This is a genomic window from Parahaliea mediterranea, assembly GCF_003402235.1.
Classification (GTDB): Bacteria; Pseudomonadota; Gammaproteobacteria; order Pseudomonadales; family Halieaceae; genus Parahaliea; species Parahaliea mediterranea.
The window spans coordinates 1-15,001 of record NZ_QEWO01000014.1 but is presented as its reverse complement, the minus strand read 5'-3'; the positions used below and the strand labels follow the sequence as shown (position 1 = coordinate 15,001).

The following is a 15,001-nucleotide window of genomic DNA, read 5'->3' as shown; positions in this document are numbered from 1 at the left end:
TATCCCGACCCCGATCCCCGGCACGGCTGCGGCTGCGGCTGCGGCTGCGGAATAATCAGGGAAGTATTGTATTGCCCGGCCCGAATTTACTTGGGAAAGGCGTCACGGATTATTGAGCGAGACAACACACCTTTAGCTACTGTGAAAGACCTTTTTAAACTCGTAGTCAATTGCATTTACTAGAGAGACCTCCAGTGATAGGGTTTCGCACCTACCTCATTTCAACTGAATTGTAAGGACGACTGCCATGGCAACCCCAAACGAGTTCGACATCATTGTCTTTGGCGCGAGTGGTTATACCGGCAGGCTTGTTGCTGAGTATCTCCAATCACAATATGGCGATGGCGCAGACGGGGGACTCACATGGGCAATGTGCGGTCGCAATCTCGAGAAGCTTAAGACCACGCGAGACGAGTTGGGGCTCTCGCCCACCGTGCCTGTTCTAGAGGCTGATGCAAATGATCTATCCTCGCTCAGAGAGATCGCATCCAAATGCAAGGTAGTACTCACTACAGTTGGCCCATACCAACAATATGGTAGTGGGCTACTGGCAGCTTGCGCGGAGGTAGGTACTGACTACGTTGATCTATGTGGTGAGCCACTTTGGATGCAGAGAATGATCAAGGAGTATGAGGAAGTAGCAGCAAAGAGCGGTGCTCGAATCGTCTTCTCCTGTGGCTTTGATTCTGTACCTTTTGATCTTGGCGTCTACTTCTTGCAACTGCACGCACTATCGCAATACTCTGAGCCCTTTTCGAGAGTCAGGGGAAGAGTCAGGAGCATGGAGGGTTCCTGGTCTGGAGGCACTCTCGCGAGCTTTAGATCCACCGTCTCAGTGGTTACCGAAGATCCACAGTTGCTCTCTAGCCTTGTAGATCCCTTTGCACTTACTCCCGGCTATACTGGAGTCAGCCAGCCCCCGGGAAATCAGCCGCATTACGACGACGCTCTACAGACGTGGACCGCCCCCTTTGTCATGGCTGTCATTAATACTAAAACCGTACATCGTTCCAACCATCTTCTCGACCGCATGTACGGGGAAGAATTCGTTTACGATGAAATGTTTGTGACCGGGCCTGGTGAGGAAGGTGAGCAACTAGCAAATGCAATGGCTGCAGATCAATCCATGGCAGAAGACAGCACACCACCGGGTCAAGGTCCTTCTCGCGAGGAAAGAGAACGTGGTATGTACGATATCTTGTTTGCCGGGACTTCAGATAATGGGCGTTTTGCGAAGATCAGCGTTCATGGCGATATGGATCCCGGTTACGGTTCGACTAGTAAAATGATTGCAGAGTGTGCAGTCTGCCTGGCCAAAAACCCTGATCTGGCCGGCGGCGGCATATGGACGCCCAGTGCGGCTATGGGGCTCGACCTGATCAAGCGACTTGAAGATAACGCTGGCCTGCGTTTTGTCATTGAATGATGTGACTGGTCCACTTCAAATTTTCTCTAGGCCTGGTTATTGTAGTACGCTAGGTCCTGGTTCCACTTCTCTACTGAGCACACTCTCCGCTAGCCAGCGGGTTTGCCGCCCAGGCTTGATCACACTCTACAACAAGACCTTATACATAAGGCCTGACCCCGAGGTGGTCTATTGAATTAATGCCTTTGGCAAGCAGTGACGGCTTTTAATTACCACCTTGTATTGCTTTGTCTACGGCTTGAATCATATTAAAACTAGGCGATTGTCGCTGCGGAAACTCTTCGAAAGTGGCAAGAAATTTTTGAATTTCCAGATAGAATAATCCTGTAACAGCCGGCAAGAGCTCGTCGTACCACTCTACGAAGTATCCACTGTCAATCTCTGCTCTCTCAAGCGGGTCCCTACGAAGATTGTATATGGCAGGTAATCTTCGCTGTGTATATGGCTCATTCCAAACGTCAAATCCCACAGCTCGCTGCTGTGCAAACATACCTTTCCAATCTCCAACTCGAACGGCGGATAGCATTCCCCCATCCGTGAAGTAGAAGAACTCCTTCCGTGGCCCGGTAGCCTGAGCGCCCGTCAAGTGTGGGAGAAAGTTATAGCCATCAAGGTGCACCTTGTACCTCTTGCCGTTGGCAACGTATCCCTCAAGAAGCTTGTCCTTTATTTTAGGTTCTCCTACAGCGGCCAAAATGGTAGGTAACCAGTCGAGGTGTGACATCACTTGATTGGATATGCCGGGTTGAATCCGTTTCGGCCAACTCACAATAGCAGGCACCCTGAAGCCCCCCTCCCAGGTCGTGTTTTTTACGCCACGAAACGGGGTCATGCCACCATCTGGCCAATTATGAAGTTGTGCACCATTGTCCGTGGAATAGAACACCAATGTGTTTTCAGTAATTCCCAGCTCATCCAGCTTGTCCAAAAGAGCACCGACGTGACTGTCGTGTTCCTGCATACCATCGGCGTACACACCCTGCCCCGTCTTGCCCTTCCACTTGTCACTCAGATGGGTGACCGTATGCATACGCGTTGAATTAAACCAGGCGAAGAACGGGACGCCCTTATCATGCGAGTCGTCTATAAAGCGCAGCGTTTCAGCAAGGAACTCAGCATCTACACTTTCCATTCTCTTAATCGTCAGTGGTCCAGTATCCTCCACTTGGCCATCGGCGGATGATCGGACAACTCCTCGAGGACCGAACAGTTGTTTGTATAAGGGGTTCTTCGGGTAATCAGGGTGCTCCGGTGCCTGCTCTGCGTTCAAGTGATAAAGATTGCCGAAGAAGATATCGAATCCGTGTTCAGTGGGCAGAAACTCACTTCGATCCCCTAGGTGATTCTTGCCGAATTGCCCAGTGGCATAGCCGAAGTTCTTCAACAACGCGGCGAGAGTCGGATCCTCTGGTTGTATACCCAGTAAGGAACCTGGCACACCTACTCGGGTAAGTCCGGTACGAACGGGATGTTGTCCCGTAATAAATGCAGATCGACCTGCTGTACAGCTTTGCTCTCCATAGTGATCTGTAAAACGGATCCCATGCTCGGCGATGCGGTCTATATTGGGTGTCTGATAGCCCATTAAGCCATCGTTGTAAGCACTGATATTAAGCCATCCAATATCGTCACCCCAGATCACCAGAATGTTCGGCTTTGACCCAGCCAGTACTGTAACGGGGAGTATCCAAAGTAACGAGGTGATGAGGCTTATTACAAGTCTGGTCATAATACGCTTTTCCTGATTGGAGGGAGTAAAACGACTTCGAAGTTTTGCTTTTTCGCGGCAATGCATTCTCTCAAAGGATCGTGCCGCAAGGGCCACGAGGCAATGCGCGTGCATATAACGTTGCTGAGTTTCCCAAATAACACCATTCAGGAGTATGATGATTTGGCTCAGGAATTGATCCTTTAGGCCAAAGGAGCTACAGAAGAGCCCTAAGACCTCCCAGCATCGCGTAGGAAGGTCTAATACTGACTATCAGCCAGATGCTGGCACAGGCAGTTACAACCAGGTGAAATTCCCACAGACGTTACATTGCAACTGGTTTATTTTTCCAATTCAATGAGTTCCTGGTCACCCAGGTTTTTGGAGTACTCCGCCGCTTTCTGTGCATAGTCTTTAGCTGATTGTGATAACGACTCTTTCTGTGAATCAGAGAGAGGCTTTAGTACTTTTGCAGGCGAGCCGACAACCAGAGATCCGTCTGGAATCACCATGCCCTCTGTTACCAGCGCATGTGCCCCAATCAAACAGTGCTTTCCGATTACCGCACCGTTAAGCACGGTCGCATTAATCCCAATCAAGGTGAAGTCACCAACAGTACAGCCGTGAACGGTCGCTTGATGACCCACCGTCACACTGTCGCCAACAATCAACGGAAAACCGGGGTCGCAGTGTAAGACCGCTCCATCTTGTACGTTGGTGTTGGCGCCCAAAGAGATTTGATCATTATCTGCACGCACCACGGCATTGAACCAAACACTCGAATTTTCTCCAAGTGTAATATCTCCAATGAGTATGGCGCCCGGCGCTACAAAACACTGTCCCCGTCTCTTGGGACGCGCGTTACCTAATTGTAAGATCATATGAATAACTCCCTTTGAGGTACGATTACAGTGTGTGGGCTCCGACAAACAATCTTTTTACACAGTTCGGCTAACTGTGGTTTTCCATTACTCCAGTCACTCCCACTTGCCTGTTTTCAGGGTCAATAAGCACTCCGGGGTTAAGAATACCCTGAGGATCAAGAGAAGCTTTTGCTGATGTCAACGCTCCAAGAAATAGCTTAGGCATCTGTTTTTCGTATCCACTGCGATGATCTCTACCAACCGCATGGTGGTGAGTAATTGTTCCCCCTCTCTCAATCACTTGCTCGTTCGCGACTTTCTTTAGCTCACACCAGCGGTCCAACAACTCCTTGAAATCTCCGGTTTTGGTGCCCACTGCTCCGAACGTGATGTACACGCTAGGGCCGTCTGGATAAACATGGGTAAATCGACAGGAAACTCGCCCTGGGCGCCCGGTTACCGACTCTATAGCCTGCGCGATATCAGATTTGAGTCCGGTGTAGAACTCCGGCAGGCGTTCCCAAGTAATTGAAGTCTCGAATGTATCGGCTATCAGCCCATACTGCATCATTCTGTTCTTTAAGTAGGGCGCGCGGAAGAAGGCATTCTTCCACTTGTCTGCTTCGGTACTGACAGCCTCCCGCGGCCCTTGGTCATTACCGTCACTCTTGCGTTCTTTGTATACGACGCTATCGTCGTCGATTTGACCATTCTGAGATCTGGCAATTGTGATTGCTCTTTCCATTAACTCTCGTACCGGGTGATCTGCAGATTCAAACCCAAGCACGAGCACAGACAAGGGTTCACTCACTACACCATTCCCCAACGCTTCATCCTGGTCGAGAAGTCTGCAATTTGTAGGGAACAGGCCGGACTGTGAGATGAGTCTCACGGCTTCTGCAGCCTGGAAAAAATCTTCGAAGGTAACAGAAGCCGTCGCCTTCCAAACCGGCAAGCTTTGTATGCGTACTGAGACTTCGGTAATGACACCCAGAATACCTTCTGAGCCTATCATCATACGATCGGGCGATGGTCCCGCGCCTGAACCAGGCAAACGACGCGTCTCGATTACACCTGAGGGCGTCACCATCCGCACTGATTCAACGAGATCGTCGATGTGGGTGTAAAGGGTCGCAAAGTGCCCCCCTGCCCTAGTAGCTACCCAGCCGCCGATGGTGGAGAACTGATAACTTTGGGGGAAATGTCGTAAAGTAAAACCATGGGGCTTGAGGGCTTCATCAATATCCGGTCCAAGCATGCCGCCCTGTATTCGAGCCGTTCTACTGATTTCGTCGACCTCCAAAATTCTGTTAAATCTCTCCATATCCAGGCATATAGTGGCCGCATAGCCTTCTCCTACCGCAGCCTCGACGCCCCCGCAAACACTGGTGCCACCGCCAAAAGGTATAACGGCAACGTTGTTTTCAGCTGCAAAGGAGAAAATGTCCATGATATCCGCTTCCGTTTCTGGGAACGCCACGATATCGGGTGGGTTCGGTACATCCCGCAACAGCATCCGGGCGGTATCGGCAAACGACTTCCCATAGCTGTGCACCAGGCGATCATAGTCTGAACTAGAGCAGATGCGCTCAATACTGGCCGGTGCGGTGATTCGAGGTGCCGGTAAATCGAAATCTGCCACCTGCGGCTCCTCTGCCAATACGGCATCCGCATTCACTCCCTTCTTAACGAACATGTCGATAAAGTCCTTTTCTGCATCGCTCAGGTCCTCATCAGCGTAACCCCAGCCCCAAAAACGCAACTGTCGACGTAAGGATTTGGTATCCATGGTTGTCATATGCTTTCTCCCGCGTTTACTTCCGCATTTCATTGGTTCACGAATTTATTGTAGACCGAGCTCCATCACTACTTGGCAATCTGATCCACCAGCTCAATCCAGTGCTTTACTGGAACCTCGGCCGCAGAGCCTAGATGCATCTGACAGCCCACATTAGCTGTAAGAATTTCGTCCGGCTTATTAATGTTTAACGATGAAAGCTTGCTATCACGCAGCCTTCGGCTCATTTGTGGCTGTAGGAGCGAGTAAGTCCCTGCAGATCCACAGCATAGATGATCATTCTCCGACTCTACAGTCTCAACCCCAAGAGAGTTCAAAATTTTGGGAATTGCATTTGGTAGATTTTGTCCATGCTGCAAGGAACATGGACAGTGAACTGCTACCCTACTGTTATATGCGTCAATTGGTAAACTCTCTAGATCCTCAGATAGCAATACCTCGCTGAGGTCCTTGGCGAGAGTGCTAACGGCCTTAGCCTTATCTGCATACCGGGGATCATCTCGAAGGAGCTTACCGTAGTCTTTCACCAGAGAACCACAGCCACTGGCGGACATCACGACTGCCTCAGCACCTTGCTCTATTATTGGCCACCAAGCATCGATATTTCTTCTTGCAAACATTCGCGCCTTATCATGATCAGAAAGATGATAATTTGCTGCACCGCAACATCCAGCGGAATCCGGTTCGATCAACTTGATCCCTAGTCGGCCGAGTACGCGCGCAGCCGCTAGATTGGTGTTTGGCGTAGCCGCAGGTTGTGCACACCCACTAAGTGCTATCATGCTGCGCGTGGTTGAATACTCCGCAACTCGAAGGCGTTTTTGTCGGGCAGGGACTTCCCTGGCGAGAACACGGGGAAGAAGTGGTTGTAGTATTTGACCGATGCGGAGCAAAATCCCAAATCTTCGACGATACGGTAGAACTTGCAGGAGTATCCACCGAGACAGGCGTTCGTGTAATGGTCGCTTTACATGCTGCTCCAAGGTATGACGGGCCAAATCGGCCAGGCGGCCATACTCTACACTTGAGGGGCAGGTCGTTTCACATGAACGGCAGGTCAAACAACGATCAAGGTGCCTAACAGTATTACTCGTAGCATCCCCTTCTTCTAGAAGCTGCTTTACCAGATATATTCTTCCTCTCGGCCCATCCCGCTCATCGCCTAGCTCGAGATAGGTTGGGCAAGTTGCATTACAGAAGCCGCAATGTACGCAGCTTTCAATGATATGTGCGGCTTCCAACGCCCATTCCGATTGAGAATATTTTTCCGTTATATCGGTTTTCATCGAGTAAAATGAGCTCTATAGCCAACTATACATTCGGCCAGGGTTAAATATCCGGTCCGGATCAAACTTGGATTTCAGCGCCACATGCAGACGCTGCGATCCCTCGTCCATCGGGTGAAACACATCCTCTTCACCGATTCCACCCTTAATCAGACTTGCGTTACCACCTATGGGTGATAACGCAGCCACCATCTCGGTCATGTTGTGCTCTCCCGGGATCCAACGCTGGGCACCAGACCAATCGATAAGCCCTGGTTCTAGCTCCGAATACTGCGCTGTCGGATGGATTGATAGACGCCACAAACGTCGCGACGACCTGAAGAAACTGTGGTGGTGATCACGCACGCTACCCCAGAACGAGGAGCCGTCACGCAATTCATTCGCATCTGGAAACAAACGAGCATAGTCCTTCGCTGCCTTCTCTACGGCACTATAAGCACCCTCAAAGCGGACGTACTGTATGCCATCAATCCAGCAGTTACCTGAAATGGGATAAGCCGATCTAGCCAATAGACTCATGTGCTCCAGGGCGTCGATATGGCTGTTGATTTCCAGCTTCATTGTCAATGAATGAGCAGGTCGAGGCATTACTTTCAGGGACACCTCCGACACTATGCCCATGCAACCCATGGCACCGCACTGAAGGCGGGAAACATCGTAGCCTGCGACGTTTTTCATCACCCTTCCACCGAACTGAAGCTTGTCGCCTTTGCCTGTTATCAACTGAATTCCAAGCACGCTGTCACGAATCGAGCCGGTCCAAGGCCGCCCAGGTCCTGAGTCATTACACGCTACACTGCCACCTATGGTCGCTGCACCGTTGTACTGGGGCGGGTCACTCGCTAACATCTGGTTCTTCTCAGCCAATAGCGCTTGGATCACTTCAATCCTCGTCCCGCATCGAACGGTAAGAACAAGTTCATCTGGCTGATAGCTTATGATCCCCTGGTGACCGGATAGCTCTATTTTGCTGCCTCGGGAGGGCCTTCCATAATGCTCCTTGCTGCCGCCGCCGACTATCTGAAGGCAGCGGCGTTCTAACCGTGCTTCCAGCACCTGCTCCAACAATTGACTCGTAATATCTGGCAAGTCGGCTGCCTCCGATTATCGACCTAGGCGAACTGCCGCGCCGCTCTATATTCCTGACAATGTTTCAAGAGCGGAACGCCTTTACCAGGGTTAAGCAGCCCGGCAGGATCAAAGCAGTGCTTCAGTTCATGAAAAAGTGCAATCTCTGAGTCACTAAACTGGATTGGCATCTGCCTGATTTTTTCCATGCCAACACCATGCTCCCCAGTGATGCATCCGCCCACAGATACACAAAGCTCCAGAATTGAAGCCCCGAAAGCCTCTGCTCTTTCAAATTCTCCCGGTACACTATTGTCAAAGAGAATCAAGGGGTGAAGATTGCCATCCCCAGCATGGAAGACGTTCGCAACCCGAAGACCAAAGTGATCTGACATTTCTGACATGGCTGTCAGAACCGCCGCTAACTTACTGCGCGGAATAGTGCCATCCATACAGTAGTAATCAGGGGATATTCTTCCAACGGCCGGAAACGCGGACTTTCTCCCCTTCCACAAGAGAGTACGCTCCTCCTCCGACGCAGAGATTCGGATGCTGGTTGCTGCATGCGTCTTAAAGAGCTCAGCCACTCTCGCGCAGTGCTCGTGGACCTCAGACTCGCTACCGTCGATCTCGCAGAGCAACAATGCCTCTGCGTCTTTAGGATAGCCTGCACTACAGAAATCCTCTGCCGCGGAGATCGCGTATCGATCCATCATCTCCAGACCAGCAGGTATGATGCCAGCGGCAATAATTGACCCAACGGCGTCTGCTGCTTGTGTCACATCATCGAACGCGGCCATCACCACCTGCACACTTTCAGGTCTGGGCAGTAAGCGTACGGTAATTTCCGTCACAACACCGAGCAGTCCTTCAGACCCGATAATCAGCGCGAGCAGATCGAATCCAGGCACATCCAGCCCATCACCGCCCAGCGTTATCTCGGTCCCATCGACCAATATCAGCTCAGCTTTCTGTACGTTGTGGACGGTAAGTCCGTACTTGAGACAATGTACTCCCCCAGAGTTTTCTGCGACGTTACCACCGATACTGCATGCGATCTGGGATGATGGATCGGGCGCGTAATAGAGACCATAACGGCCGGCAGCTTCGCTGATACTGATATTGCGCACGCCTGGCTGCACACGTGCCGTTCTGGCTTTTTCATCAATCGCTATTATTTTGTTTAGCCTTGCGGTCGACAGGACGATCCCATCGGGCGCGGGCATGGCCCCCGCACTTAGTCCTGTGCCTGCGCCGCGAGTGACAACTGGGACTTCATGTATACGGCAGAGCCTTATGACTTCTTTTAGCTGGTCAACGGTGCCCGGCAGGACCACAAGCATTGACTCTTCGCAATACATCGAAAGCCCGTCACATTCATAGGGTTTCTGTGTTTCTTTGTCTGAGATTACGAAGCCCTCACCGACAATCTGCCGGAAGGCCATCTCTAGAACTGCTTTTTTATCTCTGCTCACCTTCACCCTTCTCCCAGCATGGCGGGATAACCTAAACCGAGAATCCAACTGGATGTGCAGTCAATGCTGTGGCTGGCTTATCCCTATCTGCTTGTGTTCGCAGTCTAGACGTTAGCTGGCGATAGACAACCCTTAATTCCTGTGGTAATACCAGTTTGTGTTTCCATTTATTTTCTTTAGAGCTCTATTTGAATGAATACGTCTATAGTTTCTCATTATGTAAAAACTGGTAATACCAGATGATTAGCGCTAACGACCCGTTCTATCAGGATGTGGCCAGGCAGTTGGAAGCCTTGATTCTAGACAGAACATTGCTCCCGGGGAGCAAAATCCCTTCCGAGCGCCAGTTGGCCCAAAGACTCTCTGTATCGCGGCCGGTAGTGCGTGAAGCGCTGAAGGAGTTAAGAGGCAGGGGAATTATCGAGACTCAACGTGGCCGGGGATCCTTTGTATCAGAAATGTTACCGGCAGCGTCCGATCAGTCGCCGCTTCGGCACCTATTTCGAGACCACTCAAGGGCCGTATACGATCTCCTTGAGGTCCGAGAGTTACTGGAGGGACAATCCGCCTTCTACGCTGCTTTACGCCTGACGCCGGCTGATCGCTATCGTATTTCCAAGGCCTATGAAGCAATGGACCATTCGACCTCGGGTGAGATTGACGTGAACATCGAAGCAAAGCTGGATCACAACTTTCATCAAGCGATATCAGAAGCAACCCACAATCCCTTCCTGGCATACACGTTGCGTAGTTTGTCCCAACTGCTATTAGATTCTGTTATCACATCAGTAAATAATCTCTATCATCGGCCAGAACAGCGAATGATGTTGAGTGCACAACATCACTCTATCTTTGTGGCCATTATGGACCAGAAGCCAGATGAAGCACGTGCCGCAGCAGTTCTCCACATTCAGGAAATTCGAAAGAGCCTGCAAGCCATTGAAATGGAAAATCAACGGCTGGAGCGCGCTGGAAAGTGGGAACTAATAAGGGAAAAACAATAGCTTGCAGATTCAGTGTAATCTTAGTTCCTCTGACCTCGAATACTATTTTGGTGTTCAGCAAGCTCGTTGATAAACCATTGATGAAATGGATCTTTAGACCGACTCTTATGCCAGTACAGACGAAACTCAAACCCTATATTGTTGAAAGGCGGATCGAAACGCTGCAGTTCCCCCGATTCAACAAGCGGTAAAACTAGTCGGGTAGACAGCGTGGCAATAAGGTCTGTTGTCGCGACGATCTCAGGAATAGCGAGCGAACTGGCCACCCTGAGACCAATATTCCTTGTAGGCAAGTCACCTCCGACGATGTACTCAACGGGAGTTACTTCTCCAGCTGTTTGACCAGCAGAAAAGCTGGGGCGTGGGACCAGCGACACATGCGGAAGCGACGTGTATTGCTCCAGGGAGAGACTTCCCTTGATGCTCGGGTGACTCTTGGCACAAATAACTGACAGGGTTTCGTCCGCAAAATGAGCCGAATCAAACTCATCGGATAAGACTGGCCCATACTCCAATGCATAGTTCAAACGCCCATCCTTCAAACGCCCAGCAATGTCCGGAATATGGTCAGGATGGAACCGAATCCTAAGGTTTGGAGCCACCGGAAGCAGTATCCCTAGCACATCAGGAGCGAAAACATACTCCGCTGCAATATCCATGGAGATATCCAACGTCCTATCTGATACTTCTGGACTAAAGGTTTGATCGTCGAACGTATGGCTGAGTGACTCCAGAACAGGTGCTATAGCCTCATGCAGCTCCACTGCGCGCTGGGTTGGCTTCAGCCCCCGTCTTGTCCTGACAAATAGATCATCCCTGAAGCTGATTCGGAGACGTTTCAATGCATTACTAACTGCAGGCTGGCTCATACACAACCGTTCCGCCGCCCTGGAAAGCTGCTGCTCCTGCATCAATGCATCAAATATGGGCAAGAGATTCAAATCCTGGTTTCGAAGCACCGACCACCTCTTATTCAAATAACTGATAATACTCTTATATATTATCTATTTGAATTAATATCAACTCCTTGTACTCTCCATAGTATGTGCTTCGTTTAAGACGGGGCGACATGTAAAGCAACCGTAGCTTCAAAAACAATATTAAACTTTTGAGTCAAGCGCTGAGACGCGAGGTGAAATATGAATGCAATTACTAATGTCGTTGGTCAGTCACTGGAAGATGGTGCTCGAGTCGCTCGCCTGAAGAAAGCTGTCGACGAGGCTACCTACGGTGGCTGCATCGAGCGCGCAGTGCTTTGGTCAGAGTATTACATGGATGAGGCCAACGATGGGAAATCTACGGCCGTTCAGATAGCTGAAGCGACACGCCACGTCCTGGCCAACAAAACGGTGAAAATCTATCCTGACGAGCTGATTGTTGGCAACTTCACCGCCAAACGGGTCGCCGGCATCTGTTATCCGGAGTTGGGCGGTCTGGGCATAATGATTGGTGTCGACAAACTACCCACCCGCAAGGTCAATCCTCTCGAGATCAGCGAAGACGAGCAGGCAAAACTCCAGTCATATATTCCGTTCTGGATGGACAAGAATATGGCTTATCTTGCCTTTGACGGGCAGGAAGAGCAGATGCGCTTTGTTAAGGAGCAGAGTGAAGCACTGCAGTACCAATTGTATGAGGCTGGTGGTATTGCTCACCTGGCACCCGGCTACGAGAAAGTGATCAAACTGGGTGCCGAGGGCATCATCGCCGAGGTGGAGGCCTTCGAGGCACAAACCAACGATCCCTCCAAGCTGGACTTCTACCAGTCTGTGAAAATCTCAATGAATGCGCTGGCAGAGTTTGGTGACCGCTATGCGACCGAGGCGCGTAGGCTGGCAGAGGCTGAAGCGGACCCTCAGCGGAAACTTGATCTAGAGCGGATTGCGGAGGTCTGCGCTCGCGTACCACGTTATGGCGCAACCAGTTTCTATGAAGCGGTCCAATCAATGACCCTCACCCACATCGCCATTTTCCAGGAGACAACAGGTGAAACCACCTGTCCGGGCCGCGTGGACCAATTCCTGAATTCCTACTATGAAGAGGATTTGGCGGCTGGACGTATTTCAAGACAAGAGGCGAAAGATATTCTGGGAGCTTTCTGCGTAAAGGTATGCGAAACCATCCCCATGTACTCCGACAAGCTGACCAGCATGCTCGGTGGATTGACCAGCTGGGAGGTAGTGACCATCGGTGGTCAGGACTCCGAGGGCAACGATGCGACCAATGAACTGAGTTTCATTTTGTTGGAGCTCGCCGATGAGTTGCGCATGCGCCAGCCCAACTTCCACGTCCGTCTCCACGAGAACACACCCAAGGCATTCTACGATGAGGTCATCCGGGTGAACTTCGGCCCGGGTTCGGCGCCCGCCATGTATAACGACGAGACCATCATCGAGTCCATGATGAATGTCGGTTATTCCCTGGAGGATGCCAGGGACTATGTCGCCATCGGCTGTGTTGAGCCCACGGCGCCGGGCAAGACCCTGGGTTCCACCGACGCCGGGATGTACAACATGGCCCTGGCCCTGGAAATGGCGCTCAACGAGGGGTGCCAGTTTGGTTCTGACCGACAGATCGGTGTCAAGACACCCCCGGTCTCCAGCATGAAGAGCATGGATGACGTATTGGACGCCTACAAGGTGCAGGTGAAGCATCAGCTGGGCAAGCTGCACGCGGATTTGCAGAAGTGTGAACAGTTCCACGCCGAGTACCACCCCACCCCGATCAGCAGCGCTACGCTGGAAGGCTGTCTCGAGCAGGGTGTTTGCTCTACACAGGGTGGCGCGAAGTACAATTTCTCCGGTATCCAGGGCACCGGCATGGCGGTCGTGGCCGATTCCCTGGGGGCCATTGAGAGTGCTGTGTTCGAGGACAAGTGGCTCACCCTTGAGGAGCTGGTCGCTCACCTGAAAGACAATCTCTCGGATGAGGTTGTGCGGACCAGGCTGGAAGGCATCGATAAATTTGGCAACGATATTCCCAAGGCGGATGCCTGGATGAAGTGGGTCGGGGATCACTACTCCGATTCCATTCACGCCCTGGGCAAGAATACCCGCGGTGGCCAGTACCTGGCGGGCGTGTACTCCAACACTTCCCACACCCACTTCGGCGGGCTGATCAATGCCACACCAAATGGCCGTCGTGCCGGCGAGACCTTCGCCTCGGGTTTTGCGCCGGAAAACGGTGCAGACAAGCGTGGCTCCACCGCCTTGATCAATTCGATGAACCGGATCGATTTCAAGAAGTTTGCCAATGGCATCAACTTCAATATCAAGCTGGATGCCTCCAGTTACGAGTGTGACGATGGTAAGAGTGCACTGGGTAGCATGTACAAGGTGTACTTCAAACGGCACGGTATGCAGGTGCAGGCCAATATGCTGGATCCGAAAATCCTGATTGAGGCACGGGACAACCCGGAGTTGCACCCCAACCTGCTGATTCGGGTATCTGGCTACTCGGCGTACTTCAACGATCTATCACCTGAAATGCAGGATGAGGTGATATCCCGGAGCAGTAATGGGGCCTGATGCAAGCCTGATTGATGCGATAGCAGTTACCGAGCCAAGGAAGGCTTCGCTGTACTTCGACATCAAGAGAAACACCCTGGACGACGGGCCGGGTATTCGCAGCGTGGTGTTCTTCAAGGGCTGCCCGCTGTCTTGTACCTGGTGCCAGAATCCGGAAAGCATCAACACCGGTTACGAACTCTCCTATGATGCAGAGAAGTGCATCAGCTGTCACGACTGTGCTGACGCCTGCCCCGAGCAGGCGATCGACCTGAGTTCGCCCGACAAAATCATCCGCGACAAATGCACCCAGTGCTTCAAGTGCGTTGATGTCTGCCCATCCGGTGCTCTGGAGCGCTGTGGCAATGACATCGACATGGATCATCTGGTGGAGAAGGTGCTTGAAGACGAGGCCTTCTTCGAGGCCTCCGGCGGCGGGGTTACTGTCTCCGGCGGCGAGGCGCTGATGCAGATGGATTCGGTCGGCGAACTGTTCTCGCGGCTGAAGCAGCGGAATGTTCACACGCTGATCCAGACAGCGGGCCTATTCAATTACAAGGTATTTGAAAATCTGGTATTGCCCTACACCGACACCATCTACTTTGATCTCAAGTTGATGGACAGCGATGCGCACAAGCAGTACTGCGGCGTTCCCAACCATTCTATTCATGAGAACTTCAGGAAGGTCCAGGCCCTGGCACGGGATTCGGTGATCGAGGTTCTGCCGCGGGTCCCGTTGGTGCCCTTTATCACCGACACGGATGAAAACCTCAGTGCCATTGCTGACTTTATGCTCGAGAACGGCGTAAAGAACATGCAGATCTTGCCGTACAACCCGATTTGGCTCGACAAGCTGCCACGCTTCGG

At 51.6% G+C, this 15,001-nt stretch carries 11 protein-coding genes; 4 read left to right on the top strand and 7 right to left on the bottom strand.

Annotation, left to right across the window (positions count from 1 at the left end; all coding sequences use genetic code 11):
- Positions 1-247: 247 nt before the first annotated feature.
- On the top strand, positions 248-1,426 hold the full coding sequence (locus tag DDZ17_RS21985) for a saccharopine dehydrogenase family protein (RefSeq protein WP_116369190.1): 1,179 nt from the start codon (positions 248-250) through the stop codon (positions 1,424-1,426).
- A 205-nt stretch (positions 1,427-1,631) separates the two neighbouring features.
- On the opposite strand, the gene DDZ17_RS21980 is transcribed toward DDZ17_RS21985, so the two are convergent.
- The 6 genes from DDZ17_RS21980 to DDZ17_RS21955 form a co-directional block, all read right to left on the bottom strand.
- Entirely contained in the window at positions 1,632-3,155 is a 1,524-nt protein-coding gene (locus DDZ17_RS21980; RefSeq protein ID WP_116369189.1) for an arylsulfatase, read from the bottom strand.
- Positions 3,156-3,475: 320 nt separating this feature from the next.
- Positions 3,476-4,015 (bottom strand): gamma carbonic anhydrase family protein, encoded by a 540-nt coding sequence (locus DDZ17_RS21975; RefSeq protein ID WP_116369188.1) that lies wholly within the window; start codon positions 4,013-4,015, stop codon positions 3,476-3,478.
- Between the two features lie 70 nt (positions 4,016-4,085).
- Positions 4,086-5,795 carry an FAD-binding oxidoreductase gene (locus DDZ17_RS21970; RefSeq protein WP_206613628.1) on the bottom strand — a complete coding sequence of 570 codons (1,710 nt, stop codon included), beginning with the start codon at positions 5,793-5,795 and terminating at the stop codon, positions 4,086-4,088.
- A 68-nt stretch (positions 5,796-5,863) separates the two neighbouring features.
- Positions 5,864-7,081 carry a glycolate oxidase subunit GlcF gene (glcF, locus tag DDZ17_RS21965; RefSeq protein WP_116369187.1) on the bottom strand — a complete coding sequence of 406 codons (1,218 nt, stop codon included), beginning with the start codon at positions 7,079-7,081 and terminating at the stop codon, positions 5,864-5,866.
- A 15-nt stretch (positions 7,082-7,096) separates the two neighbouring features.
- On the bottom strand, positions 7,097-8,170 hold the full coding sequence (gene glcE, locus DDZ17_RS21960; RefSeq protein WP_116369186.1) for a glycolate oxidase subunit GlcE: 1,074 nt from the start codon (positions 8,168-8,170) through the stop codon (positions 7,097-7,099).
- A gap of 23 nt (positions 8,171-8,193) precedes the next feature.
- On the bottom strand, positions 8,194-9,624 hold the full coding sequence (locus DDZ17_RS21955) for an FAD-linked oxidase C-terminal domain-containing protein (protein WP_241506000.1): 1,431 nt from the start codon (positions 9,622-9,624) through the stop codon (positions 8,194-8,196).
- A 239-nt stretch (positions 9,625-9,863) separates the two neighbouring features.
- Between DDZ17_RS21955 and DDZ17_RS21950 the strand changes: the two genes are divergently transcribed.
- Positions 9,864-10,628 carry an FCD domain-containing protein gene (locus tag DDZ17_RS21950; RefSeq protein WP_009576012.1) on the top strand — a complete coding sequence of 255 codons (765 nt, stop codon included), beginning with the start codon at positions 9,864-9,866 and terminating at the stop codon, positions 10,626-10,628.
- A gap of 20 nt (positions 10,629-10,648) precedes the next feature.
- On the opposite strand, the gene DDZ17_RS21945 is transcribed toward DDZ17_RS21950, so the two are convergent.
- The gene (locus DDZ17_RS21945) at positions 10,649-11,587 is read right to left on the bottom strand and encodes a LysR substrate-binding domain-containing protein (RefSeq protein WP_009576011.1); all 939 of its coding nucleotides are present in this window, start codon (positions 11,585-11,587) and stop codon (positions 10,649-10,651) included.
- Between the two features lie 180 nt (positions 11,588-11,767).
- Here DDZ17_RS21945 and DDZ17_RS21940 point away from each other — a divergent pair, with 180 nt between their 5' ends.
- Both DDZ17_RS21940 and DDZ17_RS21935 read left to right on the top strand, forming a co-directional pair.
- A complete protein-coding gene (locus DDZ17_RS21940) occupies positions 11,768-14,155 on the top strand; it encodes a pyruvate formate lyase family protein (RefSeq protein ID WP_116369183.1) in 2,388 nt (795 codons plus the stop codon).
- The coding region (locus tag DDZ17_RS21935; protein ID WP_116369182.1) for a glycyl-radical enzyme activating protein at positions 14,145-15,001 on the top strand (857 nt) is incomplete at its 3' end. The genes DDZ17_RS21940 and DDZ17_RS21935, both read left to right, overlap by 11 nt.

Bases quoted from the DNA above. Each gene is read 5' to 3' on its own strand.
- DDZ17_RS21985 (WP_116369190.1), top strand. From the start codon at position 248: ATGGCAACCCCAAACGAGTTCGACATCATTGTCTTTGGCGCGAGTGGT.
- DDZ17_RS21980 (WP_116369189.1), bottom strand. From the start codon at position 3,155: ATGACCAGACTTGTAATAAGCCTCATCACCTCGTTACTTTGGATACTC.
- DDZ17_RS21975 (WP_116369188.1), bottom strand. From the start codon at position 4,015: ATGATCTTACAATTAGGTAACGCGCGTCCCAAGAGACGGGGACAGTGT.
- DDZ17_RS21970 (WP_206613628.1), bottom strand. From the start codon at position 5,795: ATGACAACCATGGATACCAAATCCTTACGTCGACAGTTGCGTTTTTGG.
- glcF (WP_116369187.1), bottom strand. From the start codon at position 7,081: ATGAAAACCGATATAACGGAAAAATATTCTCAATCGGAATGGGCGTTG.
- DDZ17_RS21950 (WP_009576012.1), top strand. From the start codon at position 9,864: ATGATTAGCGCTAACGACCCGTTCTATCAGGATGTGGCCAGGCAGTTG.
- DDZ17_RS21940 (WP_116369183.1), top strand. From the start codon at position 11,768: ATGAATGCAATTACTAATGTCGTTGGTCAGTCACTGGAAGATGGTGCT.